Annotated in this window: 29 protein-coding genes; 9 read left to right on the top strand and 20 right to left on the bottom strand. The window is 61.8% G+C overall.

Annotated elements, in window-relative coordinates:
- Positions 1 to 132: 132 nt before the first annotated feature.
- Positions 133 to 801 (bottom strand): dihydrofolate reductase family protein, encoded by a 669-nt coding sequence (locus SPH52_RS01505; RefSeq protein WP_411793228.1) that lies wholly within the window; start codon positions 799 to 801, stop codon positions 133 to 135.
- 120 nt (positions 802 to 921) lie between these two features.
- Positions 922 to 1,434 carry an OsmC family protein gene (locus tag SPH52_RS01500; protein WP_411793227.1) on the bottom strand — a complete coding sequence of 171 codons (513 nt, stop codon included), beginning with the start codon at positions 1,432 to 1,434 and terminating at the stop codon, positions 922 to 924.
- A 183-nt stretch (positions 1,435 to 1,617) separates the two neighbouring features.
- Between SPH52_RS01500 and SPH52_RS01495 the strand changes: the two genes are divergently transcribed.
- The gene (locus SPH52_RS01495) at positions 1,618 to 2,358 is read left to right on the top strand and encodes a dienelactone hydrolase family protein (RefSeq protein WP_411793226.1); all 741 of its coding nucleotides are present in this window, start codon (positions 1,618 to 1,620) and stop codon (positions 2,356 to 2,358) included.
- A gap of 471 nt (positions 2,359 to 2,829) precedes the next feature.
- On the opposite strand, the gene SPH52_RS01490 is transcribed toward SPH52_RS01495, so the two are convergent.
- The 8 genes from SPH52_RS01490 to SPH52_RS01455 form a co-directional block, all read right to left on the bottom strand.
- Positions 2,830 to 3,282, bottom strand: coding sequence for an MAPEG family protein (locus tag SPH52_RS01490; RefSeq protein WP_411793225.1), 453 nt, complete (start codon positions 3,280 to 3,282; stop codon positions 2,830 to 2,832).
- Complete coding sequence (locus SPH52_RS01485) at positions 3,245 to 3,781, bottom strand: YdeI/OmpD-associated family protein (protein WP_411793224.1); 537 nt, start codon at positions 3,779 to 3,781, stop codon at positions 3,245 to 3,247. The genes SPH52_RS01490 and SPH52_RS01485 overlap by 38 nt, the downstream gene beginning before the upstream one ends.
- Positions 3,782 to 3,852: 71 nt before the next feature.
- Complete coding sequence (locus SPH52_RS01480) at positions 3,853 to 4,122, bottom strand: hypothetical protein (RefSeq protein ID WP_411793223.1); 270 nt, start codon at positions 4,120 to 4,122, stop codon at positions 3,853 to 3,855.
- An 81-nt stretch (positions 4,123 to 4,203) separates the two neighbouring features.
- Positions 4,204 to 6,096, bottom strand: a complete 1,893-nt coding sequence (locus SPH52_RS01475) for a hypothetical protein (RefSeq protein WP_411793222.1) — start codon at positions 6,094 to 6,096, stop codon at positions 4,204 to 4,206.
- A gap of 221 nt (positions 6,097 to 6,317) precedes the next feature.
- Positions 6,318 to 6,587, bottom strand: coding sequence for a hypothetical protein (locus SPH52_RS01470; protein WP_411793221.1), 270 nt, complete (start codon positions 6,585 to 6,587; stop codon positions 6,318 to 6,320).
- Between the two features lie 60 nt (positions 6,588 to 6,647).
- Positions 6,648 to 7,181 (bottom strand): GNAT family N-acetyltransferase, encoded by a 534-nt coding sequence (locus SPH52_RS01465; RefSeq protein ID WP_411793220.1) that lies wholly within the window; start codon positions 7,179 to 7,181, stop codon positions 6,648 to 6,650.
- A gap of 46 nt (positions 7,182 to 7,227) precedes the next feature.
- On the bottom strand, positions 7,228 to 7,554 hold the full coding sequence (locus tag SPH52_RS01460; protein ID WP_411793219.1) for an antibiotic biosynthesis monooxygenase family protein: 327 nt from the start codon (positions 7,552 to 7,554) through the stop codon (positions 7,228 to 7,230).
- Positions 7,555 to 7,719: 165 nt separating this feature from the next.
- Positions 7,720 to 8,121 (bottom strand): RidA family protein, encoded by a 402-nt coding sequence (locus SPH52_RS01455; protein WP_411793218.1) that lies wholly within the window; start codon positions 8,119 to 8,121, stop codon positions 7,720 to 7,722.
- A gap of 134 nt (positions 8,122 to 8,255) precedes the next feature.
- Here SPH52_RS01455 and SPH52_RS01450 point away from each other — a divergent pair, with 134 nt between their 5' ends.
- Positions 8,256 to 8,849 carry a TetR/AcrR family transcriptional regulator gene (locus SPH52_RS01450; RefSeq protein WP_411793217.1) on the top strand — a complete coding sequence of 198 codons (594 nt, stop codon included), beginning with the start codon at positions 8,256 to 8,258 and terminating at the stop codon, positions 8,847 to 8,849.
- Between the two features lie 60 nt (positions 8,850 to 8,909).
- Here the strand turns inward: SPH52_RS01450 and SPH52_RS01445 are convergent, their stop codons facing one another.
- Positions 8,910 to 9,824: a LysR family transcriptional regulator gene (locus tag SPH52_RS01445; RefSeq protein WP_411793216.1), complete on the bottom strand. Its 915-nt coding sequence runs from the start codon at positions 9,822 to 9,824 to the stop codon at positions 8,910 to 8,912.
- Between the two features lie 183 nt (positions 9,825 to 10,007).
- On the opposite strand from SPH52_RS01445, the gene SPH52_RS01440 reads away from it, so the two are divergent.
- Positions 10,008 to 10,277: a hypothetical protein gene (locus SPH52_RS01440; RefSeq protein WP_411793215.1), complete on the top strand. Its 270-nt coding sequence runs from the start codon at positions 10,008 to 10,010 to the stop codon at positions 10,275 to 10,277.
- Between the two features lie 139 nt (positions 10,278 to 10,416).
- Here the strand turns inward: SPH52_RS01440 and SPH52_RS01435 are convergent, their stop codons facing one another.
- Genes SPH52_RS01435 through SPH52_RS01425 form a run of 3 tightly spaced genes read right to left on the bottom strand, consistent with a single transcriptional unit; the run spans position 10,417 to position 11,655 of the window.
- Positions 10,417 to 10,824, bottom strand: a complete 408-nt coding sequence (locus SPH52_RS01435) for a VOC family protein (RefSeq protein ID WP_411793214.1) — start codon at positions 10,822 to 10,824, stop codon at positions 10,417 to 10,419.
- Complete coding sequence (locus tag SPH52_RS01430) at positions 10,821 to 11,246, bottom strand: helix-turn-helix transcriptional regulator (RefSeq protein WP_411793213.1); 426 nt, start codon at positions 11,244 to 11,246, stop codon at positions 10,821 to 10,823. Before SPH52_RS01430 ends, SPH52_RS01435 begins: the two co-directional genes overlap by 4 nt.
- A 58-nt stretch (positions 11,247 to 11,304) precedes the next feature.
- A complete protein-coding gene (locus SPH52_RS01425; RefSeq protein ID WP_411793212.1) occupies positions 11,305 to 11,655 on the bottom strand; it encodes a VOC family protein in 351 nt (116 codons plus the stop codon).
- A 163-nt stretch (positions 11,656 to 11,818) separates the two neighbouring features.
- On the opposite strand from SPH52_RS01425, the gene SPH52_RS01420 reads away from it, so the two are divergent.
- Positions 11,819 to 12,655 (top strand): PhzF family phenazine biosynthesis protein, encoded by an 837-nt coding sequence (locus tag SPH52_RS01420; RefSeq protein WP_411793211.1) that lies wholly within the window; start codon positions 11,819 to 11,821, stop codon positions 12,653 to 12,655.
- A 21-nt stretch (positions 12,656 to 12,676) separates the two neighbouring features.
- Here SPH52_RS01420 and SPH52_RS01415 read toward each other — a convergent pair whose 3' ends face one another.
- The 4 genes from SPH52_RS01415 to SPH52_RS01400 all read right to left on the bottom strand — a co-directional run bounded on the left by SPH52_RS01415 (position 12,677) and on the right by SPH52_RS01400 (position 15,187).
- Positions 12,677 to 13,081 (bottom strand): hypothetical protein, encoded by a 405-nt coding sequence (locus tag SPH52_RS01415; RefSeq protein ID WP_411793210.1) that lies wholly within the window; start codon positions 13,079 to 13,081, stop codon positions 12,677 to 12,679.
- The gene (locus SPH52_RS01410) at positions 13,065 to 13,262 is read right to left on the bottom strand and encodes a helix-turn-helix transcriptional regulator (protein WP_411793209.1); all 198 of its coding nucleotides are present in this window, start codon (positions 13,260 to 13,262) and stop codon (positions 13,065 to 13,067) included. The genes SPH52_RS01415 and SPH52_RS01410 overlap by 17 nt, the downstream gene beginning before the upstream one ends.
- An 86-nt stretch (positions 13,263 to 13,348) precedes the next feature.
- A complete protein-coding gene (locus tag SPH52_RS01405) occupies positions 13,349 to 13,801 on the bottom strand; it encodes a carboxymuconolactone decarboxylase family protein (RefSeq protein WP_411793208.1) in 453 nt (150 codons plus the stop codon).
- 87 nt (positions 13,802 to 13,888) lie between these two features.
- Positions 13,889 to 15,187 (bottom strand): NAD(P)/FAD-dependent oxidoreductase, encoded by a 1,299-nt coding sequence (locus SPH52_RS01400; protein ID WP_411793207.1) that lies wholly within the window; start codon positions 15,185 to 15,187, stop codon positions 13,889 to 13,891.
- Positions 15,188 to 15,350: 163 nt separating this feature from the next.
- Here SPH52_RS01400 and SPH52_RS01395 point away from each other — a divergent pair, with 163 nt between their 5' ends.
- Positions 15,351 to 16,229, top strand: a complete 879-nt coding sequence (locus SPH52_RS01395) for a helix-turn-helix domain-containing protein (RefSeq protein ID WP_411793206.1) — start codon at positions 15,351 to 15,353, stop codon at positions 16,227 to 16,229.
- A gap of 7 nt (positions 16,230 to 16,236) precedes the next feature.
- Here SPH52_RS01395 and SPH52_RS01390 read toward each other — a convergent pair whose 3' ends face one another.
- Complete coding sequence (locus SPH52_RS01390) at positions 16,237 to 17,115, bottom strand: EamA family transporter (protein ID WP_411793205.1); 879 nt, start codon at positions 17,113 to 17,115, stop codon at positions 16,237 to 16,239.
- A 101-nt stretch (positions 17,116 to 17,216) separates the two neighbouring features.
- On the opposite strand from SPH52_RS01390, the gene SPH52_RS01385 reads away from it, so the two are divergent.
- The gene (locus tag SPH52_RS01385) at positions 17,217 to 17,705 is read left to right on the top strand and encodes an Lrp/AsnC family transcriptional regulator (RefSeq protein ID WP_411793204.1); all 489 of its coding nucleotides are present in this window, start codon (positions 17,217 to 17,219) and stop codon (positions 17,703 to 17,705) included.
- Here SPH52_RS01385 and SPH52_RS01380 read toward each other — a convergent pair.
- On the bottom strand, positions 17,702 to 18,433 hold the full coding sequence (locus SPH52_RS01380; protein ID WP_411793203.1) for a DUF899 domain-containing protein: 732 nt from the start codon (positions 18,431 to 18,433) through the stop codon (positions 17,702 to 17,704). The genes SPH52_RS01385 and SPH52_RS01380 overlap by 4 nt on opposite strands.
- A gap of 124 nt (positions 18,434 to 18,557) precedes the next feature.
- Between SPH52_RS01380 and SPH52_RS01375 the strand changes: the two genes are divergently transcribed.
- The 3 genes from SPH52_RS01375 to arsH are packed head-to-tail and all read left to right on the top strand — an operon-like array spanning position 18,558 to position 20,933.
- The gene (locus SPH52_RS01375; RefSeq protein WP_411793202.1) at positions 18,558 to 18,968 is read left to right on the top strand and encodes a PadR family transcriptional regulator; all 411 of its coding nucleotides are present in this window, start codon (positions 18,558 to 18,560) and stop codon (positions 18,966 to 18,968) included.
- A gap of 55 nt (positions 18,969 to 19,023) precedes the next feature.
- A complete protein-coding gene (locus SPH52_RS01370) occupies positions 19,024 to 20,187 on the top strand; it encodes an MFS transporter (protein ID WP_411793201.1) in 1,164 nt (387 codons plus the stop codon).
- A complete protein-coding gene (gene arsH / locus SPH52_RS01365) occupies positions 20,184 to 20,933 on the top strand; it encodes an arsenical resistance protein ArsH (protein WP_411793200.1) in 750 nt (249 codons plus the stop codon). The genes SPH52_RS01370 and arsH overlap by 4 nt, the downstream gene beginning before the upstream one ends.

Below are 20,933 nucleotides of genomic sequence, written 5' to 3'. Positions count from 1 at the left end.
GGTCCAGTAACAACGCCAGTGAAGATATTTTAATCATCGAAATGTTTCTCAGTAAAGATATTTCATCATCAAAATATCTTTGCGAGAGTTGCCATCATGACGATGCGTCAGGGGGCTCTGATCTAACCCAAGCTACCCTTCCCGACGTATCTTCTCGCGCCTTGCCACTTCTGCTTCCGTGGGCGGGTCCATGGCGAAGTCGCCGGTCTGCACCGCGCCTTCGCGTACATACCTCGCGATCACGATGCCGTTGGGCGACACACGATTGGCCGCGAGTTCGAACGCCGCCGGCTTTGCGCCATCGTCGAACAGCTTCTTGCCTTTCCCCAGCACCACGGGGCAGATGAACAGCTTGAGTTCATCGACGAGATCGTTCGCGAGCAGCGAGTGAACCAGCTCGGTGCTGCCTTGGGTGACCAGCGCCGGCCCATCTTCCTGCTTCAGCCTGGCGACATCGGCGGCAGCATCGCGGAGAGCCAACGAACCCTCCCACGTCAGTTCCAGGCCCTTGCGGGTCGCCACGTACTTCTTGATCGAGTTGAAGGTCTTGGCAATGAAATCGTCCGGCCCGCCCTCGGCATAAGGCCAGTGCGCGGCGAAGATCTCATACGTCTTGCGGCCGAGCAGCAGGTCGAACGGCTGGCCGAACAGCTTGTCGATCTCCTCCCCGAACACCTCGTCCACCAGTGGTGCGACCCAACCACCGTAGCGGAAACCACCGGTCGGGTCTTCCTGCGGCCCGCCGGGTGCCTGCATGACGCCGTCCATTGAGACCATGGCGCCAACGATCACTTTTCGCATGAGTCCATCCTCGTGGTTTGCTTTCGGTATCCAATCATCGGGCGAGGCGTCGCGAAATCGACAGGTGGGTGTGTTCAATGGGTTGGTGTACAGCAGTGATGCAGAGCCGAGATTGAGAGCTCAGTCCGTTGCAGGTTTGCGAGCAACCGACAGCACAGGCGGGTGTGCCAGCGTTTGGTAAACGACGCAGTAGCGCTCCGTCAGGCGCAAGAGAGTGTCGAGCTGCTCTTCCGAGGCATCGGTGTCGAGGGTAATTTGCAGCCGAATATGCTGGAAGCCGACGGGCACTTCCTTTGACACGCCAAGCGTGCCGCGAAAATCGAGATCGCCTTCCGCCTGGAGCGAGGCATCTCGCAACTCAATGCCGAGTGACGTGGCGACGGCGTTCAGCGTTACCCCGGCGCAGGCCACCAACGCTTCCAGCAGCATGTCGCCGGAGCACGCACTCTGGCCGCTCCCGCCCGTGGCAGGATGCAGCCCGGCCTCAACCAGCGCTTTGCCCGTCTCGATCCTGCAGCTGACGCCCTCACCGAGGCGCCCTTGTGCGCGCAGTGTGATCAGCGCGGCTTCCGGTGCCTCGCGATAGCGCTCTTTCAGTGGTGCCTGGGCGGAGCGCAACTCTTCAGCCTTCATGACACTCTCCTCATGATCGCCATGGATAATTGTTTGGTTCATCCCGCGCTTTTGGCGGCACGGCCGCTGCCGGTCGTGAGCTGTCTCGAGCATCTCATGAGGATAGGCGAAAAGTTCTTCAGCCAGGATCTTTGCTACATTCTCCCACGACGACAAAACGCATCGACAACCCGGAGCCCGCTCATGTCTCGTGCTATCGAAATCCCCGCTGCCGACGGCACCATCGACGCCTACATATTGACCCCCGGGAGCGCCGAAGGCCCGCTGCCGGCCGTGGTGCTGTTCACCGATATCGGCGGCCTGCGCCCCTGCTATCACGAGAAGGCCCAGAAGATTGCGGACAACGGCTATGCTGTGTTGATGCCCAACGTCTACTACCGCGATGTGAGTGGGCTCGTCGTGCCGGAGGGCAAGTCCTTTCGCGACCCGGACGTGCGCCCGACGCTGTTCGAGTACGCCGGCCATCTGACGCCTGAGGCACAAACTCGCGACTTCACTGCGCTGCTGAAATGCATCGATCACGAGCCCGAGTTCGCGGCTGGCAAGATAGGTACAGTGGGCTACTGCATGACCGGCGCCTTCGCGTTGCGTATGGCGGCCGAACACCCTGATCGCGTTGCTGCTGCGGCCGGCTTCCACTCGGCCAACTTGGCAAAGGCCGACGACCCGAATAGCCCCGTGCATGTGGTCGGCACCATCGAGGCGCGCGTCTATCTTGGCCATGCCGACAAGGACGAGTTGCTGCCACCCGACCAGATCGCCCGCGTCGACGAGGCGTTGGCCAAGGTCGGCGTGCATTTCACCACCGAACTCTACAAGGGCGCCGCCCACGGTTTCACGGCCAAGGACGCCCCCAGCTACGATGCGGCAGCCGATGCCCTGCATCACAAGCGGCTTGCCATGCTCCTTGAAGAGACGTTGTAAGGGGCGAGCCTACTCATTTCGTCGGCGGTCCCGGGTGTGGGGCCGCAGCGCTATTTCCCCCTCGACAGCCTCTGGGCACCCTTGCGAAGTCTGCTCCACGCACTGCCCAGCAGCTTGGTAAACAGATCGGCCTTCACTCGGGCATTGCGCCGTTCAATTGCCTGCATTTTAGGATCCGGATTGTGGAAGGCCATCGTCTCCTCCCCCGTGGTGAGCACACTGCAAGCGTAGCATGGTAGGGGCAAGGGTGATGGGCTCGGGATACTCGCTTTTGTGATCCTTGATGACAAAATACGGCCTGGCATCCATGTTCATCTCCTTCGGGTTAACGCCCTGGCTGAGTCGCAGGCGTCGTACTCCAGCCAGTTGTTAACCTCATGGCTCGTCAGTCTTAAGAAAGCACCCAACTTATCAATTCTCAGGATCTTTATACGCCTCCAGCATCAGGCCGACTTTTCTTCGTGCCGATAGTCAGAGCAGTGCTGCGATAATCATGGCGCACATGGCAAAGAGACAGAGGATGCCTATGCCATAGGCGATCGTACGCCAGGGCTGCAGTGCCGAAAGAAAAAACATCGTGTGCAGGTAGCGTGCCGCCGTGAAGGAGAGGAACAGCCAGGGCGCCAGGCTCGGTGAGGCTTCCACCCAGACGTAGGCAACGCCAAGGGCGAGGAATATCGGAATGTTTTCGAGGTCATTGCGCCAGGCATTGGCGCCCCGCTGAACCTGAGGCAGCTCCTGCGCGGCGGCTTGTCGCCCGACGAGGGCCGCGTCTTCCGGTGTCTTGAAGGTTCGCTTGCCGATTCGGTGATATCCCTGAAACAGGGAGATGGCGAACATCTTTACGAACAGCAGCACCGTAGTGACGGCGTACCAATGCACGGCTTCATTCATGTCGTTTCCCTTCGTTTGCTCGTCCTTCATGCCATGACCGGGCCAGGAACCTGCCATCGTTTCCCGAGAGCACGTGCAAGGCTTGCTGAGCATTGCGAGCCTGGGCTTCCGGTGATTTCAACCTGGCGAAATAGCGCAGGAATTCTTTCTTCAAGCTGGGTATCAGGTCGTTCCAGGCCTGCATGGCATGCGGGTTTTTCTCCAGGGCTTCGCTGAACCAGGGTGGCATCGGGTCCACCGGGCCGCTCTTGTACGCCTCGTCGAACTCCACTTCCAGGCTGATGGTGTCGCCGACCTTGGTGTTCGAGGCCTTGCGCGCCTCGCCGTTCAGGTAGAGGTAAAAGCTGCCGTCACCCACCGGCATCATGTTGATTCGGCATGTCGTGTCGGACTCTCCCTTGATGCGGACACTCACCGGCATGGGCTTTCGCCACCCTTGCCTGAGCTGCTCGGCTTGCGCTGCCGTGACGAGCACGTAGGGGTTGATGTTGTTGATTTCGACGCTGGTTCGAAAGCGAAGCGTGCTCATCGGGTCATGGCTCGATCATAGGTGCCGCGTGTCAGTGAGCTGGCGTGTGCATCGCGTGAGCCTACCAGGGTTTACTCTTCATATGGTTCATCGGTGCGCGGGGCGTCGGATATCTGCTCATCGAGCGACTGCCGGTACTTGATGCAGCCCCTGATGAATTCTGGCCACTCTGGCACCACGGGAATCGGGTCGGTCTTGTCGGGCAGCAATCCCCACAGGGCCGGGTGGTGCCAGCAGAGATCGTGCCGGCTGCAGTCGCGATGCTCACGGATGCCCTTGCGTAGCCGCTTGGCTTCTTCGACCAGCTCTTCGCGGGTCATCCGTTCGAGGTCTTCGTCCATAAGTGCTCCCATGCTTCATTAGCCTGGCTCAGGACAGTGTAGCGGCTGCAGTGACGAGAGGGTGTGGTCGGGAGTCAGGCTTCATATCCAGAACTGGCTCTGGTCGCCGAGCGTGATCAGGTCGGTGCGCTCTACGGTGATACTGAAGGCGTCACCAGCGATGACCACGTCATCGCCCTGTTGGCTGGCACTGGCGAAGAGCTCTTCCTCGTCGGCGAACAGACCGTTGACGAACACCAGCCAATCCTTGTCGCCGGCATGGTGATTGAAGTCCTTGATCACGGCATTGCCTTGATAGCCTGCCTCGAAAATGAACAGGTCGTCGCCGACTCCACCATACAATACGTCGTTACCTCCACGTATGATCAGGGTGTCGTCCCCCTCGCCGCCATAGAGCTGGTCGTCACTCATGCCGCCGACCAGGGTGTCGTTGCCTTCGCCGCCGTGCAGTAGGCTGCCGCTGTCCAGGGCGATCAGGGTATCGTCTCCCGCGCCACCGAACACCACGGCGCCGGTGAGCTCATCGTCGCCGGTTCCCCCCTCCACGTGCTCGCCGTATTTCAGCTCGCGTGGCAACAGCCAGAGTGGCTCGAAGCGCCCCTTGACCAGCCCTTCATCACCCACCGAGTAGCGCTGGTTGACCAGGGAGACGTCGCCGACCAGGTTCCATCCCTCGAACTCCACGTAGCTGACGTTCTCCACCTGCTTCAAACCGAGGTCCTGCTTGGAGTTGAAGAATAGGGTGTCGTCCGCAAGCCGATAGACCTCCCAGTCATTGGTACCCCCTTTCAGGCGCAGGGTGTTGGTGCCCGAGCCGCCGTCGACGCGGTCTGCTCCGCCTGAGAGCCGGATCAGGTCATTGCCACCACCGGCGTAGATGAAGTCGCTGCCCTCGCCGCCACGAATCTTGTCGTCATGTTCGGTGCCGATCAGGAAGGCGGGCTGGCCGAAGTGGTTTGAACTCGGCGTGTCCTTGTCCTCCACCCAGACCGTCGATCTCGATACCGCTGAGAGATTGGAGACGATCACTACGCTGTCGGGGTGGGTGTATTCATAGAAGGGCGAGTCGGCGATACGCTGAATGGCATCGGTGAAGAGGCCGTCCACGTGGGCGTACCAACCCATCGGAATGTTGAGCAGCGAGAAGGCCGGCAGCGGCCACAGCGGCGATCCGTACATGTCGCCGAACAGCACGATGTTGTTGGTGCTGGCCTCGTAGGAGGTGTTGGGATGCGTCAACAGCGGGCCCTGATTCTTCAGGGCTTCCAGGAAGGAGTCCGCATCACCTGCCACGCGGTGAACCGCATCGTTCTCGTAGCCGTAATTGAAGACAACCTCGGGATCGTCGTAGATCAGTGGCGACGCATGTCCGATGTAGTTGGCGTCGGCGAAGAAGCCCTCGGCGAGTTCCTCGCGAAAGCGCGCCATGATATTGACCATGCCGCCGCCCAGGCTGTAGCCGGTAATGATGGCATCCTCACCGGAGAGGCCATTGGCTTCGGCGTACCCTTTGAGCGCGACGAGCAAAGTCTCCATGTTGGGCGCAATGGTGCCGGCGTTGATCTGTAGGTAGTCGACGATATCCACCGGCGAGTTGGTACCGGTGAAGGAGAGCGCCACCCGCGACAGGTTGCCCATGTCGTCGAACTCACCGAGCAACTTCGCCTGAGGGCCAGTGAGCAAGGAGCCGGTAATCGGGCTCTCGATGATGTAGTGACCGGAGGAGTCGACGGCGCTATCAGGCAGGCCCAGCTCCTGGGGTGTGAGCTCCCGCCAGCCTTTTGGCAGCTCGGTGTCGATGGTGTTGGCGTAGGCCCCCTGGGGAAAGAGGTCGGCAACTCCCTGGACCAGTTCTCGGCTGGAGTGGATGCCGAGAAAGCCCGACAGGTTGGCATAGGAAGCAAGCTTGTGGCTGGTGAGCATCAGCTCGGTGGACTTTTCAGTGCTGTAGTTCTTGTAGTCGAACATGGCCATGCGGCAACCTCCGTGTCTCGTATCGGAGTGATACGCTCAAGGCTCCATGCCTACTTCAACACTCATTCCATCGCCATTCTGATGAGCGCCGGAGCTCGTCACGAGGCCCTCGGGCAGCGTAAAACGATCAATTCAAACAACTGTTATAGTTGCCGTAACATATGATCGAAATGGCACATTATGCTCAACTAGACGTTAGTTCTAGGTTGTGTGTTTTTTTGTCACTCATCATACGGTTCATCTGACCGAGGTGTATTGGGTGCCTGCTCATCCAGCGATTGCCGATACTTGATGCAGCCTCTGATGAATTCCGGCCATTCCGGTACCACTGGAATCGGATCGGTCTTGTCGGGCAGCAACCCCCACAGGACAGGATGATGCCAGCAGAGATCGTGTCCGCTGCAGTCGCGGTGTTCGCGGATGCCTTGGCGTAGCCGCTTGGCTTCTTCGATAAGCTCTTCGCGGGTCATTCTCTCGAGGTCTTCGTCCATAAGGCGCTCCATGTTTTTCTCGTCTGGCTTGGCCGCACCATCCGCTGCAGTATGGCCTAGCTACCGGCAGCGGGCATATAGGAAGCATGCCCTGGGTTCTGGACCGATATTCGGATGCAAGGCGTACCGCTCGAGCCGTCCTTCTCTCGAGAAGCCCGCTTTTTCCAATAAGCGAGCGGAAGCCAGGTTCTCGACATCGCATGTGGCCTGAACCCGATAATACTCGGGCTGTGCCAGGCAGCGCTCGGTCAGTTCGGCCAGCGCTTCTGTCATGATTCCTTGCCCCCAGAATTGGCGCGCCAGGACATAGCCCACATCGACCATATGGCCCCTGGGGCGTGCCTCCACCATGCCGATGGGCGCCTGCTCATTACCGGCGAGAGTGACGACATAGGGAAAATGCGAGCGATCTCCCCAGGCTTCGATACAGATGGCGATGAATTCCTCAGCTTCCTTTATCGCCTTGTGCGGGCGCCATACCAAGTAGCGCGTAACTTCCGTATCCGTGGTGTATGCACGAAAGAGGCGGGAGGCGTCTGAGACGCGCGGCTCACGGAGGGAAAGCCGTGTCGTTACTATGCTGGTGGGTAACATTGCTTCAGCCTTTCATGACCAGATATCACGGACTACTGACATGAGTTCAGGGCTCAATAGGCTGATAATTCGCGATGTCAGCCTCGATTCCAAGTCGAGCCATGGTTTCTTGCGGGTCAAAACCATTTTCTCTGTGAGCCTGGGTGACTGCCATGCGGGCAGCATCGATTGCCTCTTGGCTCTCCCATTCCGCTATCGTCACGATGTTGAACCTTCCAGAGCCCCCTACCTGCTCTAGAAGCGAATCTCTAATAAACCCCGGCTGGCGTCGTAGCACTTGATGCGTGTCGTGAACTCTTTTAAGGAATTCTTCGCGAGCGGCTTCAGGTACAGAAAACTTGTCGACGCGAAAGATGGGAAGACTCTTTTCCACGAGTGCCTCCTTGCTGACGATTGAAAGTACTTTTTGCGTAGCAATTGCAAGGTCGGACCCTGCCATCGCTATGCATGCAGGAAGCATAGAACCTGAAGGTAAGTTGAGGTCAACGTCGATTGGTACACACCGCCGTTGATCAGGCGGCGGTGCGTACTTGAGAGATTACGCCGTTGGCTGCGGAATCCGCGCGATGACCTTGATTTCGAAATCGAAGCCCGCCAGCCAGTTCACGCCCACCGCGGTCCAGTTGGGGTAGGGCGATTCGCCAATTGCTTTAGTCCGAACCCTGTCGATCGCTTCCCACTGGGCGGCAGGGTCGGTGTGGAAGGTGGTCACGTCGACGATGTCGTCGAAGGTACAGTCGGCGGCTTCGAGAACGGCTGCCAGGTTATCGAAGGCAAGCTGAACCTGTTTTTCGAAATCCGGCTCGGGGGAGCCATCCTCGCGGCTGCCGACCTGCCCCGAGACGAACAGGAAGTCGCCCGAGCGAATCGCCGCCGAGTAGCGGTTGATCTCATATAGCGCCTGCCGGCCGGCAGGGAACACTGCATCGCGTTTGGCCATCGTTCTGCTCCGGTGGGAGGGGAGTTGATATACGCCCCGTATGTGACATGCTGAACACATACGGGACGTATGTCAAATTCACATACGTTTTGTATGTTAAAATTGGGCATATCGGCAGAGTTGAGGAGTGTGTCGTGGCCACGAAACGTGCGCAGATGATGGAGGAGACCCGGGCCAAGCTCATTCGAGCCGCTCGCAAGGCCTTCGCAACCAAGGGCTATGCGGCAGCCTCGATGGACGAACTCACGGCCGAAGCGGGGCTGACGCGAGGGGCGCTCTATCACAACTTCGGCGGCAAGCAGGGCCTGTTGCAGGCCGTGGTCGACCAGATCGACCGGGAGATGGTGGAGCGGATGCTGGCTGCCCAGGACCAGGCGGCCGGCCGATGGGATGGTCTGCTCGAGGAGGGCGTGGCCTATATCGAGATGGCGCTGGAACCGGAAGTCCAGCGCATCATGCTGCTGGACGGGCCGGCCGTACTTGGCGACCCTTCTCAGTGGCCCAATCAGAACGCCTGCCTGCTGCGTACCACGCAGACCCTCCAGGCGCTCATCGACGAGGGCACGGTCAAGCCGGTGGACGCGGAAGCCGCCGCCCGGTTGATCAACGGCGCGGCGCTAAACGCGGCGTTGTGGATTGCCGCCGCCGACGACCCCCGCGCCGTTCTTCCCAAGGCCGTCGAGGCGTTCCGTCAGCTCGCTGCCGGCTTGCTGCAGGCCGAAGGATGACCTTTGAGACTTCGGGCCATCTAGTCGGACCCATGCTTGAGGCAGGGACGATGGCCCGAATCAGACCTCGACCGAAAGCTTGCAGGGGATGGCCTGGGCGAGGAAGTCGATCAGCGCCCTGACCGAGGGCACCAGGCCCTTGCGCGAGGCGAACACCGCCTGGATCGTGCCGTAGGGTGAGCGCCACTCGGGGAGCACGTGTACCAGTTCCCCTTTGGCAAAACTCACGCGACAGATGTGCATGGGCAGTAGTGCCACGCCGAGCCCTTGGCACGCCGCCGCAAGCAGCATGTCGAAATTGCTGCACATCAGCCGGGGGCGCAGGTCGATCATACGGGTTTCGTCGTTCGGTCCCGTCAGCTCCCAGCGAACCTCATCCGTTTCACTCCCCATCGAGAGTGTCGGCACCTCGGCGAGTTCGTCGATGGTCAGCCCCCGCTTGCAGGCGGCATGCACGGCTGGGCTTACCGCCATCACCAGATGGTTCTGCCCAAGTGGGCGCATGACCAACGAGGCATCGGCCATGTCCGGCTTGCTACGCACGCGAATGGCGATGTCGAGCCGATCCTCGATCAGGTCGGCGCGGCGATCCAAGACCATCATGTGCACGCGAACCTTGGGGTAGGTCTTCATGAACGCCGGCAGGGCCTCTGCGATGAGGTTCTGGATCAGGCCCTGCGGGCAACTGAGACGCACGACGCCATTGGGTTCGGCATAGGCCTGTGCCGCCACCGTTTCTGCCGCTTCGGCACCGGCGAGCACGGTCTGGCAGTGCTCGTAGAAGGCATGTCCCACGTCCGTAGTGCGGATCTTGCGCGTCGAGCGCTCCAGCAAGCGCACCTTGAGCCGCTCTTCGAGGCGCGCGATGCGCTTGCTGAGCGTTCCCTTGGGTACGCCGATATGGCGAGCGGCTGCCGAGAAGCCTTGGTATGTGACTACGGCGTGGTAGTAGTAGAGGTCATTGAGATCGTGCATCGCATCGGTCCCGGTAGGGTAGCAGCGGTACGTTAATCGTTTCCTGTGGGAAACGCAACGTTAGGAAATGGAGGTCTAGTGCAGTGATTGGGACTCTATAGAATACAACCATCGGTCGGCATTCAGGTTCAAGTCTTCACGAAAGTGCCGCACCTTACCCCTGTATTCGAAAGAGAGAAACCGATGAAAGCTCAGAAAACCGCACTGTTCCTTGCTCTGGCCCTTGCCTCTGGTGTCGCTTTTGCCGAAAGGGGCGCAGAGGAGCTTGTTCCCGCTGTCGCCACTTCAAGTGCAACCGGTCAGAACAGCTTCGAGCAACTGGATCTGGATGGCGATGGCCGTATTTCACGGGAAGAAGCCCAGGCGGGCACACTGCCGGAAATCTTCCTGTTCATGGACCGCAACCACGACGGCGTAATCTCTCGCCAGGAATTCAACTTCCATCCGCATTGATCGCAAGGTATTGAGCACTGGCGCAAGCCGAGCGTTGTTATAGACGAGTTCGTACTTGCACATAAAGAAGGGGAGGCAAATATGCCTCCCCTTCTTACTGTCGTTAAAGCGCGCCGACTGCCGAGCCTTGCAGCCTCCTTCAGCGCTGCGCCTCTATCATCTTCCATCCGTTTCCCGAAGGGTCGCGGAAGCCGGCGTCCACGGTTCCGTAGCGGTCCGCGGGCGCCTGCGTGAATTCCACCCCCTGTGCACTCATCCGATCGTAGGCGGCGCGGCAATCGTCCACGACCAGCACGAGCGGCGGCATTGCGCCTTTGGCCACGATCGCATGCAGTGTCTGCTCGGTCGCGGCGTCGTGAATCGGCGGCCCCGGCAGGAACAGGCCGAGTTGGAACGATGGCTGCTCCGGATGCTGCACCGTGAGCCAGCGGTAGTCACCGTTGCGTACGTCCGTATGGATGCGGAACCCGAGCTTTTCGACATAAAACGTGAGCGCTTCATCTTGGTCTCGGACGTACAGTCCAACAACTCCGATACCTTGCGTCATAGGGCCTCCTCCTGTTGGGCCCTCTTTATATCGTCCGCCGTTTGTCGTTGCTTCTCCGAAACTGACATTGTCAGATTGGGTCGTTGCACCGCACTGAGGACACAGGCGGGAATGCGGCCGAGTTCGCGCCCCGTGGCCCTCTCGCGTGCCCGAATGTCGCCCGGGTTCTTGCCAGTGATGTCGCGGAAGGTACGCCCGAACGTACCCAAGCTCCTCCAGCCGGTGCGAAAGGCCACCTCGGTGATGGAAAGGTCGGTATCTCGCAGCAGGGCCGTGGCACGCTCGACCCGCCGCGTGAGCAGGTAGCGATGCGGAGGGATGCCGAAGGCCTCCTTGAATGAGCGTGCGAAGTGGGCCTCGGAAACGCAACTTACGCGCGCCAAGCGCCAGACAGGCCAATGCTCGTCCGAGGCAGCGTCCATACGATCCTTCGCGCGCAGAAGACGGCGCAATAGCTCAGGACTCTGGCCGACGGGTTTTTTACTCATGCTGCAGGATATTGATGAGCTTGCCGAACGGGTCGCGGACATAGAATCGCCTCACGCCCCAGGGCTCGCTGGCGGGCCCATACTCAATGGGCACGTTCGCCTCCTCGAAGCGTGCCAGCGCCACTTCGATATCGTCGACTTCGATGGAAAGGTCGGGCACGGGCGTGCCGGAGCCGCCCTCGGTGCCGAAGCTTACCTGAACCATCATTTTCTCGTCCGAGCCGTAGGTTCGAAACCAGTCGTGATCCATGAGCAGGTTGAGACCCAGGATTTCTCCATAGAAGGCTTCTGCCTTGCTGAGATCCGAGGTCGCCGTGTTGGCCATGATGCGCTTTACCCTCATGTAGCACCTCTATTCTTGTCGTGAACTCCTTAACGTAGTGGCATCACTTCGGGTGCGCCATTCTCTGTACTGTAATGCCGCACGATCAATCCCGATAACGTTGTGTTCGTCTCGGTTCGCCCCAAGATGGGAAAGAACGCAATCGCATCCAAGGAGACTCCCCATGAGCGGCAATCTCTATCGCCTTGCTGCCTTTACCGATGACCCCAGCGGCGGCAACCCCGCCGGAGTGTGGCTGGGCGATGCGCTGCCCGAGCCGGCGGAAATGCAGCGTATCGCTGCCGAGGTGGGCTATTCCGAAACCGCTTTTATTGCGGGGAAGGACGAGCGGCGCATGGTGCGCTACTACAGCCCTGAGGCGGAGGTGAGCTTCTGCGGCCATGCCACGGTGGCCAGCGGCGTGCTGATGGGGCAACTGAGTGGGGCAGGCAGTTACATGCTCGATACGGCGGTGGGCGAGGTGATGGTCACGGTCAATCAGGTGGAAGGAGAGTGGCAGGCATCGTTGGTGTCGGTGACGCCGGAGTTTCGCCCCGCCGAGCCGGAACTGGTCGAGAAGGTGCGTGAAATGCTCGGCTGGCGGGCAGACGAACTCGATCTCGAGATTCCACCCGCGCGGGCCTATGCCGGGGCCTGGCACCTGGTGCTGGCATGCAAGGAGAAAGCGCGCCTCGAACGGCTCGAATACGACTTCGAAGGGCTCAAGGCGCTGATGCTGCGCGAGGGCCTGACCACGCTGCAACTGGTGTGGCGCGAGGGCGAAGACCGCTTTCACGCCCGCGACCCATTCCCGGTAGGCGGCGTGGTGGAAGACCCCGCCACCGGTGCGGCTGCTGCGGCGCTGGGTGGCTACCTACGTGATGCCGGGCTGCTCCAGGCGCCCGCTCAACTGATGATCCGGCAGGGCGAAGCGATGGGCCGGCCCAGCCGCCTGCAGGTGGATATTCCGCTCTCAGGCGGCATCGTCGTCACCGGGCAGGCGGTGAACCTGGAGCGCTGAGGAGATATCGACACGCGTCGCTCACAGGCGCCGTCGTAGGATCACGGTGGCGAGCAGGTGAGTGGCGCCGCCGACAGCGGCGATCAGGGTGAAGGCCCCGGGTTCGCCGCGAGCTATTTCCCAGAAGAACCCGATCAGCGCAACGCCGAGCACGGCGAAGTAGGCGGCACGTAGGGCATGCAACTGGATCAGGGCATGGCGTTCATCCAGGGGCGGGTCGTGGCTGAGCATCTGAACCGATTCGAAGCGCTGGCCGAAGCGCATCAGTGCGGCATAGCCCAGCATGATGCCGAGCATGACCAGTCCGACTCCGGGAGCATCCCCTGCCAGCCATGAGGTGAGGAACATCACCACGCCCAGGGCCACGCCGATCAGTGGCACGAGCATGGGCTTGTCTTTGGCTGGCGCATCATGGCGTTGAGTCATCGAATACCTCCTCGACGGGCTTGCCGAAGAAACGTGCCAAGCGCAAGGCGAGCGGCAGTGAGGGAACGTAGCGGCCGACTTCAATGGAGTTGATGGTATTGCGCGAGACACCCATGGCCTCGGCAAGCTCAGCCTGGGTCAGCTGCTGCGCCTTGCGCAGTGAACGAATGTGGTTGTGCATATGCCAAGCTTGTTTGTCATTGCTGTTTTTGTCAAGCAAGCTTGGCATCGTCAAGCCCGAATGAAAGGCGGCTCGCCGCCAAGCGCTCATGCAGGCTGGTAACTGCCCGCCTCGGCGGCGAAGCTGATCGACAGGCGGTTCCAGGCGTTGATGGTGCAGATCGCCAGGGTAAGATCGGCCATGCTCTTCTCGGAGAAATGCTCGCGGGTGGCCTCGAACAGGGCATCGTCGATACCGTTTCCGGCAATCAGGGTATTGGCCTCGGCCCAGGCCAGGGCGGCACGCTCGAGCTCGGTATAGAAGGACGTTTCGCGCCAGGCGCTCAGGGCGTACAGCCGCTGCTCGGTTTCGCCGGCCTTGCGTGCGTCCTTGGTATGCATGTCGATGCAGTAGGCACAGCCGTTGATCTGCGAAACGCGGGTATAGACCAGCGCCAGCAGGCCGTCGCCCAGTTCGCCCTCTTGCGCTGCCTGATGGACATGATTCTGCAGGCCGAGCATGGCCTTGAGGCCGGCGGGACTGGCGGAATAGTAATTCATGCGCATGGGTGGGACTCCATAAGGGGTTGGAAGCCCCACCCTAGCGCGGCGGTTATCCGCGGAATTGTAGATTTTCGACCTGCGGGCTCAGTGCAGTTTCATGCGCGGACGAATGAAGCGGTTGAGCCCGTCCGAGAGCAGGATGAGCGCCGTCTTGGCCGTGCCGTGGATGGCGCGCTGGTGCATGCGGTAGAGCGAGGCGTAGAAGAACTTGGCCAGCCGGCCCTCGATGAACAGGCTGCGCGCCGAGGCGCCGCGCATCAGGCTGCCGATCGCCTCGAAATGAGCCAGCGAGATGAGCGAGCCGCGGTCGCGGTAGCGGAACGGCTTGAGCGTGCCGTTTTCGAGCCGGGCCACCAGGTTCTTGTAGAGCCGCTGCGCCTGCTGGTGGGCGGCCTGGGCTCGCGGCGGCACCATGGAGCCGTCCGGCTGCGGGCAGCTGGCACAGTCGCCGAAGACAAAGATATTGGGATCGTCGACGCTCTGCAGCGTCGGCTCGACCTTGATGCGCTGGTTGCGGTCCAGGGTCAGGCCCAGATCGCGCAGTACTTCGGGCGCCTTGATGCCCGCAGCCCACACGTTGAGGTCCGTCTCGATGCGCTGCTCGTCGGCGGTAACGATGGCGCCCTCCTCGACGCACACGACCCGGGTGCCGATGTGTATCTTCACGCCCAGGCGCTCCAGCTCGGTGCGCACGGCACCGCGAATGCGCTCAGGGAGGGCCGGCAGTACGTCCGGCGCCGCCTCGATCAGGTGAACTTCAAGGTGGCGGCTGTCCATCTCGGTGAAGCCGTAGCTGTGCAGCATGCGCGAGGCGTCGTAGAGCTCCGCCGAAAGCTCCACCCCGGTGGCGCCGGCACCGACGATGCCCACTGTCAGCCGCGGATGGTGGCGCCGCTCGGGGTCGCTGTAGCGCAGGAAGGTATTGAGCATGTCGTGGCGGAAGGCTTCGGCCTGGGCCGGGCTGTCGAGGAAATGGCAGTGCTCGGCGACGCCGGGGGTGCCGAAGTCGTTGCTCACGCTGCCCAATGCCAGTACCAGCAGGTCGTAATCCAGGGAACGTGCCGGCAGCACTTCCTCGCCGTAGTCGTCGAGTACCGGCGCCAGACGCAGTTGCCGGGTGTCGCGATCGAGGCCTGCGAGCGTACCGCGCTGGAAGCGGTAGCCATTGAGTCTTGCATGGCTCTGGTAGGAGATCTCGTCGATGCTGGAGTCGAGCGCCCCGGTGGCGACCTCATGCAGCAGGGGTTTCCAGATGTGGGTCGAATTACGGTCTATCAGCGTGATCTCGGCTTTGCCGCGTCGACCCAGGCGCCGGCCAAGGCGAGTGACCAGCTCCAGCCCGCCGGCACCGCCGCCGACCACCACGATTCGCGTTCCGTTCATGTATGGCTCCGCTAAAATGAGAAAGTGTGCAATTGAGAAATGGGTACCTCTACTCTACCTTCTGCGTTAACGCGTCGTTCTACTTTTTGCTTAGATAGGGAGCGCTCGCTTGGTGCGACTATCTCGCTTCGGGTGACCTACCTTTCGCTGGAAGGCCTTGAACATGAGTGAAGCTTCTCAGCCTGCCCTGGCTGGTGGCATCGGCATTGGAAATTTCCGGCCTGCACAGGCGGCAATCACCGGCCTGACGCTTGAGCGCTACACGCCCAGTAAACCGCTGCGTCCTTATGTGCAGTGCTATTGGCTGGCCAAAGGGCGAGCCAAGGACGAGGCGGTGGGTGTGGAGCTGCTGCATCCGGATGGCGCCTCCGGGCTGCTATTCAACTTCGGTGGCGCGCTCGAGCGCGATGGCGAGCGGATACACGGCGGCTGCTGGATCGACGGCCCCAAGCGGCGTACGGCAAGGCTGGCGGTGGGTGGAGCGCTCGACCTGCTCGGTGTGCGCTTCCTCCCGGGCATGGCGTTTCCATTCCTTGGCGAATCCCTGTCGGTCTTGGCCGGCGAGGGGCTGACGCCGGGCGAAGCCCTGTGCCGTCTCGAACTCGAGGCGCTATACGCGCGGCTGCAGGAGGCGCCCGATCTGATGGGGCGTATCGCGCTGCTGGAGGGCTACCTGCTCGAGCGGCTGCGGCGGCACGCAGCACCAGAGGTGCCGGCCCTGTCGGCATCGCTTGACTGGCTGCAGCGCCGTCATGGACAGGCCAGCATTGCCACGCTGGTCGACGAGCTGCCGTTCGGCCAGCGCCGGTTGGAGCGGCTGTTTCAGTACCACGTGGGGCTTTCGCCCAAGCGTTACGCCAGGCTGCTACGTGTGGCCCATAGCCGCGAGCTGATCAAACGGGGTGGGACGGCCGTGTCCTTGACCGATACTGCCTTCGCTGCCGGCTACTTCGACCAGGCGCACTTCATCCACGACTTCAAGGCCGTGACCGGCCTCACTCCGGGTAGCTACCTCGACCATGTGCGGCGGCGGTATGGGTAGGGTCTGGTCAAACTGACGTTCTGGCGGGCATGTGCAGGGCTACGCCGACCATCACCAAGACAATGCCGAATATATCCTGGTATGTGGGGATCTGGGCGAGCATGATCGCTGCGATCACGGTCGCTGTCACGGGCAGTATAGCGAGGTAAAGCGCGAAGGTGGCTCGCGGCAAGCGAGACATGGCGAGCTGGTCGGAGACGTAGGGAATGACGGAGGAGCATATGCCGACGGCGATGCCCGCCAGCACCAGTTCGATTGCGCCGAACGCTTTGGCGGCTTCGACAAGCCCGATCGGAACGAGAATGACGAAAGCGATCGCCATGGCAGCACCGAGTCGCTCGACGCCACCACTGGCGCCTTCCCTGGCTGCCTTGTGTCCCAATATCAAGTAGCCCACGAACAGAGCCCCGTTCAGGCTGGCCCAGAACAGCCCCAATGGGTCGGTAGACCATTTGACATCGATCAGAAGCAAGACACCGAGCACCGCCAGGCCGAGCGCCAGTAGATTGCGGCATGTGCGCAGGCCATAGAGAGCAACGGCGATGGTGCCGACGAATTCCATGGCCGCCACCAGGCTCATCGGCAGGCGGTCGAGAGCAAGGTAGAACGAGGTATTCATCACCGCGAGGCATGCACCGAGCCCCAACAGCAGCAGCCGTGTCCTGGCATCGGCTTGTCGAATCGTTCGCCATGGCCGGGTGAGAGGCGCGAAGAAGACGGCCGCCGTAGCGATCCGAAACCAGGCCACGCCGAGCACGCCGACGGCAGGAAAGAGCAGCACGGCGAAGGAGGGGCCGAGATAGTGGAAGATGGCGCTCACCCCGAACCAGGCATGGGGTGGGACGGCCTCGGCGAGTCGGTTGAGGGTAATATTCGGCAACGGCATGGCAACTCCTTTTCTCTTATTATGTAAAGAGCAAGAGCGGCAATGGCATGCATGAGATAAGAGAAAGGTGGGCTGATTCCTACGAATAAAAGGGGAGTTGCATGAAGCGCCTTCGATATGAAAATGGAGTGCCGGACGCGACGGATCGGAGGTTGTTGCAGGCGCTCGTCGCCGATGCGCGCATCAGCATTGCGGAGCTGGCGCGTCTCGTCGGACTCTCGCCGCCCAGCGTGTCGGAGAGGATCAAGCGCCTGGAGGAGGCGGGAGTAATCGAGGGCTATACCGTCAAGGTCAATGCTCGGGCGCTTGGTTTGCCGCTCACCGCGTGGCTGCGCATCCGACCGATACCGGGCCAGCTACAACGGGTCGCCGAGCTACTGAAGGGGCTTCCGGAAATAACCGAGTGCGATCGTATCACGGGTGATGACTGCTTCATCGCCCGAGCGCACCTGGCATCGGTCGAGCATCTGGAGCGATTGATCGACGAAATCATTCCCTACGCGATGACCAATACTGCCATCGTCCAGTCCTCCCCGGTCGTGCATCGCTTGCCGCCGTGGAGCGGCTCCGAGGCGGGCGGCACTCTCTAAGTTGCCGATTCGTATTCGTCGTGGCGCCTCACCCAGTCCATCAGGTTGTGATGGGGTCCCGTTTCGTTACGGCCCTTAGGCGTCATGTCCAGCAGCATGTAGGTGCTGTCGACGAGTTCGTCGCCGCGTCCGTAGGTCGAATAGGTGTGGAAGACATCGCCATTGGCGTCCCGGTAGAACACGCTGAGGCCGCTCAAGTCCTCGATCGAGACGTTGGTCGTGGCGTAGTTGTAGGTGACCGCTCTCTTGGCGATCTCCTCGGGCCGGAACGAGACCTGATAGTCGTAGTTGAAGTCGCTGTCGTACGAAGATACCCACTTCACCTGCCAGCCCATGCGCTGACGGTAGGCTTCGACCTCAGCTAGCGGAGCACGCGAGACCCGCACCAGGCTCACGTCATGATGTTCGAGATGCACCCGCGTGCCTTCGATGTGGTCGGCCGTGAAGGAGCAGCCGATGCAACCCGCTTCCCAGCCGGGGCCGAACATGAAGTGATGGACGACCAACTGGCTGCGGCCGTCGAACAGGTCGGTTAGCGTCTTGCGACCTTCGAGCGTATCGAAAGCGTATTCCTTCTCGACCTTTACCCTCGGCAAGGCGCGGCGCTTGGCGCTCAGGTCGTCGCGCAGGCGGGTGAGTTCCTTTTCCCTTGTGAGTAGCTCCTTACGGGCGGCGAGCCATTCTTCACGGGATACCACGGGATGGGGCATTTCATCGTGCGCTGACATGAGGAGTTCTCCTGTTGCTGTCTGTGCACGAGGTAGTCGTCCTGGTGGGGTCGGATTCGACAGGAGGTGTTCGGCGATATGCGAGTATCTTGACGCCTCGATCATCGAGGTATAAGTTTCTGCCATGACCCAAGTGAAATCCGAACCGGCCACGGGCCGCCGGATCCCCGATTACAGCGATCCTTCGTACTGGCGTGGCACGATAAAGATGTCGCTGTCGAAGTTCTTCGTGCTCAGCGTGCTGCACCGCCATCCGATGCATGGCTACGAGGTGGTGCAGGCGGTGGAGAAGAGCACCAAGGGCTGCTGCAGCCCCTCGGAGGGCACGGTCTACCCGATGCTCAACGAGTTCGAGGCGGGCGGTTATCTCAGCGCGACCGCCGAGGTGGTGCAGGGGCGAACGCGCAAGGTCTATGCGTTGACCGACAAAGGACGGGATGCCTTTCAGGTGGCGGTGGATGCCTGGCTGGAAGCCACGGACTGCATCCTCGAGAGCCGCCGGCTGGCTGTCGGAACATTGAAACGGGAGGAGTGAAAGTGAGCCTATGGCGTTTCCTCAGGTCCGTATACCTCGTTGATCGAGGTATGTAATGAATGCTCGCACCCGCGTGGTCATCGCCCTGGGCGTTTCCCAGACCCTGGCTTGGGGCTCGACCTATTACTTGCCGGCGATCCTCGCCGTGCCCATGGCGCGGGACCTCGGCCTCTCCACCGGTACGGTATTCGCGGCGTTCTCCTCGGCACTGGTGGTATCGGCGGTGCTGGGGCCGGCGGTGGGGCGGCGCATCGATGGCTTCGGTGGGCGCGACGTACTGACGGTTTCCAGCCTGGTGTTCGCCCTGGGCCTGGCGCTACTGGGGCTGGCTGATGGACCCATGATGCTGTGGGCAGGGTGGCTGGTGATCGGTGTCGGCATGGGCATGGGGCTGTACGAATCGGCCTTCTCCACCCTGGCGGGGCTCTATGGTCGCGAGGCGCGTGGCCCCATCACCGGCATTACCCTGCTGGCGGGCTTCGCCAGCACCGTATGCTGGCCGATCACCGGCTGGCTCAATGCCGAATTCGGCTGGCAGAACGCCTGCTTTACCTGGGCGGCGGTGCACCTGTTGCTGGGCCTGCCGCTCAACCGCCTGCTGATTCCCTTCGGCATCCAGCCGCCCGCTCCCCGTGCCGAGGCGTCAGCGGCCGAGGGGAAGACGACCTGGCTGCCCATGGCGCTGCTGGCCTTCGTCTTCGCCGTGACCTGGTTCGTCAGTACCGGCATGGCGGCGCACCTGCCATGGTTGCTGCAGATCGCAGGCCTGTCGCCTGCTGGTGCCATTGCCGCCGCGGCGCTGGTGGGGCCGGCGCAGGTGGCGGCGCGCCTGCTTGAGTTCTCGCTGCTGCAGCGTTTTCATCCGCTGCTTTCGGCCAAGCTGGCGGTGGTGGCGCATCCGCTCGGGGCGCTCGGCGTGATGGCGCTGGGCGCACCGCTCGCCACGCTGTTCGTGCTGCTGCACGGCGCCGGCAACGGCATTCTCACCATCGCCAAGGGCACGCTGCCGCTGGCTATCTTCGGCCCCCACGGCTATGGCCTGCGCCAGGGCGTGCTGATGGTGCCGGCACGCTTCGGCCAGGCGCTGGCGCCGCTGGCTTTCGCCCTGCTGATCGAGCGCTTCGGCACCCAGGCGCTGCTGTTCTCTTCTGCCCTGGGGCTGGCGGCCCTGGTGGCGCTATTCGTTCTGCAAACCCACGCCATGAAGGAGGCGATATGAGGCTTCGCACGCTGTCCGACCCCGACTACCTGCCGGCCCTCGACGAGCGTTTCGCCCGACAAAAGCCCGGCCAGGGCCTGCCCGACCCGCTGGGGCATCCGCCTCGCATTCTGCTGCTCTACGGTTCGCTGCGCGAGCGCTCCTTCTCGCGCCTGGCAGTGGAGGAGGCGGCACGATTGCTGCGTCACTTCGGTGCCGAGACGCGGATCTTCGATCCTTCCGACCTGCCGCTGCCGGACCAGGTGGCCGGCGACGACCATCCCGCCGTGCGCGAACTGCGCGAGCTGGCCATCTGGTCGGAGGGGCAGGTGTGGTGCAGCCCCGAGCGCCATGGTCAGATCACCGGCGTGATGAAGACACAGATCGACCACTTGCCGCTGAGTATGGGGGCGGTACGCCCCACCCAGGGGCGTACCCTGGCGGTAATGCAGGTCAGCGGTGGCTCGCAGTCGTTCAACGCGGTGAACACCCTGCGCCTGCTGGGGCGCTGGATGCGCATGTTCACCATCCCCAACCAGTCCAGCGTGCCCAAGGCCTACCAGGAGTTCGACGAAGCTGGTCGCATGCGGCCCTCGCCGCTCTACGACCGCATCGTCGACGTGATGGAGGAACTGGTGCGCTTCACCCTGCTGCTGCGTCCCCATAACGAGACGCTGGTGGACCGCTACTCGGAGCGCCGCGAGGCGGCCGGCGCCAAAGCCGACCCGGTGACGGACAAGGCGGCGGTTGCGCAAACGACGGAGTAG

It is taken from the genome of Halomonas sp. A29 (genome assembly GCF_046723295.1).
GTDB lineage: Bacteria > Pseudomonadota > Gammaproteobacteria > Pseudomonadales > Halomonadaceae > Halomonas.
Note: the sequence above shows the minus strand (reverse complement) of the source record. Positions and strands in the feature narration are given on the sequence as shown.

Coding starts and splice junctions, on each gene's coding strand:
- SPH52_RS01505 (WP_411793228.1), bottom strand. CDS start 801: ATGCGAAAAGTGATCGTTGGCGCCATGGTCTCAATGGACGGCGTCATG.
- SPH52_RS01500 (WP_411793227.1), bottom strand. CDS start 1,434: ATGAAGGCTGAAGAGTTGCGCTCCGCCCAGGCACCACTGAAAGAGCGC.
- SPH52_RS01495 (WP_411793226.1), top strand. CDS start 1,618: ATGTCTCGTGCTATCGAAATCCCCGCTGCCGACGGCACCATCGACGCC.
- SPH52_RS01490 (WP_411793225.1), bottom strand. CDS start 3,282: ATGAAGGACGAGCAAACGAAGGGAAACGACATGAATGAAGCCGTGCAT.
- SPH52_RS01485 (WP_411793224.1), bottom strand. CDS start 3,781: ATGAGCACGCTTCGCTTTCGAACCAGCGTCGAAATCAACAACATCAAC.
- SPH52_RS01480 (WP_411793223.1), bottom strand. CDS start 4,122: ATGGACGAAGACCTCGAACGGATGACCCGCGAAGAGCTGGTCGAAGAA.
- SPH52_RS01475 (WP_411793222.1), bottom strand. CDS start 6,096: ATGGCCATGTTCGACTACAAGAACTACAGCACTGAAAAGTCCACCGAG.
- SPH52_RS01470 (WP_411793221.1), bottom strand. CDS start 6,587: ATGGACGAAGACCTCGAGAGAATGACCCGCGAAGAGCTTATCGAAGAA.
- SPH52_RS01465 (WP_411793220.1), bottom strand. CDS start 7,181: ATGTTACCCACCAGCATAGTAACGACACGGCTTTCCCTCCGTGAGCCG.
- SPH52_RS01455 (WP_411793218.1), bottom strand. CDS start 8,121: ATGGCCAAACGCGATGCAGTGTTCCCTGCCGGCCGGCAGGCGCTATAT.
- SPH52_RS01445 (WP_411793216.1), bottom strand. CDS start 9,824: ATGCACGATCTCAATGACCTCTACTACTACCACGCCGTAGTCACATAC.
- SPH52_RS01440 (WP_411793215.1), top strand. CDS start 10,008: ATGAAAGCTCAGAAAACCGCACTGTTCCTTGCTCTGGCCCTTGCCTCT.
- SPH52_RS01435 (WP_411793214.1), bottom strand. CDS start 10,824: ATGACGCAAGGTATCGGAGTTGTTGGACTGTACGTCCGAGACCAAGAT.
- SPH52_RS01430 (WP_411793213.1), bottom strand. CDS start 11,246: ATGGACGCTGCCTCGGACGAGCATTGGCCTGTCTGGCGCTTGGCGCGC.
- SPH52_RS01425 (WP_411793212.1), bottom strand. CDS start 11,655: ATGAGGGTAAAGCGCATCATGGCCAACACGGCGACCTCGGATCTCAGC.
- SPH52_RS01420 (WP_411793211.1), top strand. CDS start 11,819: ATGAGCGGCAATCTCTATCGCCTTGCTGCCTTTACCGATGACCCCAGC.
- SPH52_RS01415 (WP_411793210.1), bottom strand. CDS start 13,081: ATGACTCAACGCCATGATGCGCCAGCCAAAGACAAGCCCATGCTCGTG.
- SPH52_RS01410 (WP_411793209.1), bottom strand. CDS start 13,262: ATGCACAACCACATTCGTTCACTGCGCAAGGCGCAGCAGCTGACCCAG.
- SPH52_RS01405 (WP_411793208.1), bottom strand. CDS start 13,801: ATGAATTACTATTCCGCCAGTCCCGCCGGCCTCAAGGCCATGCTCGGC.
- SPH52_RS01400 (WP_411793207.1), bottom strand. CDS start 15,187: ATGAACGGAACGCGAATCGTGGTGGTCGGCGGCGGTGCCGGCGGGCTG.
- SPH52_RS01395 (WP_411793206.1), top strand. CDS start 15,351: ATGAGTGAAGCTTCTCAGCCTGCCCTGGCTGGTGGCATCGGCATTGGA.
- SPH52_RS01390 (WP_411793205.1), bottom strand. CDS start 17,115: ATGCCGTTGCCGAATATTACCCTCAACCGACTCGCCGAGGCCGTCCCA.
- SPH52_RS01385 (WP_411793204.1), top strand. CDS start 17,217: ATGAAGCGCCTTCGATATGAAAATGGAGTGCCGGACGCGACGGATCGG.
- SPH52_RS01380 (WP_411793203.1), bottom strand. CDS start 18,433: ATGTCAGCGCACGATGAAATGCCCCATCCCGTGGTATCCCGTGAAGAA.
- SPH52_RS01375 (WP_411793202.1), top strand. CDS start 18,558: ATGACCCAAGTGAAATCCGAACCGGCCACGGGCCGCCGGATCCCCGAT.
- SPH52_RS01370 (WP_411793201.1), top strand. CDS start 19,024: ATGAATGCTCGCACCCGCGTGGTCATCGCCCTGGGCGTTTCCCAGACC.
- arsH (WP_411793200.1), top strand. CDS start 20,184: ATGAGGCTTCGCACGCTGTCCGACCCCGACTACCTGCCGGCCCTCGAC.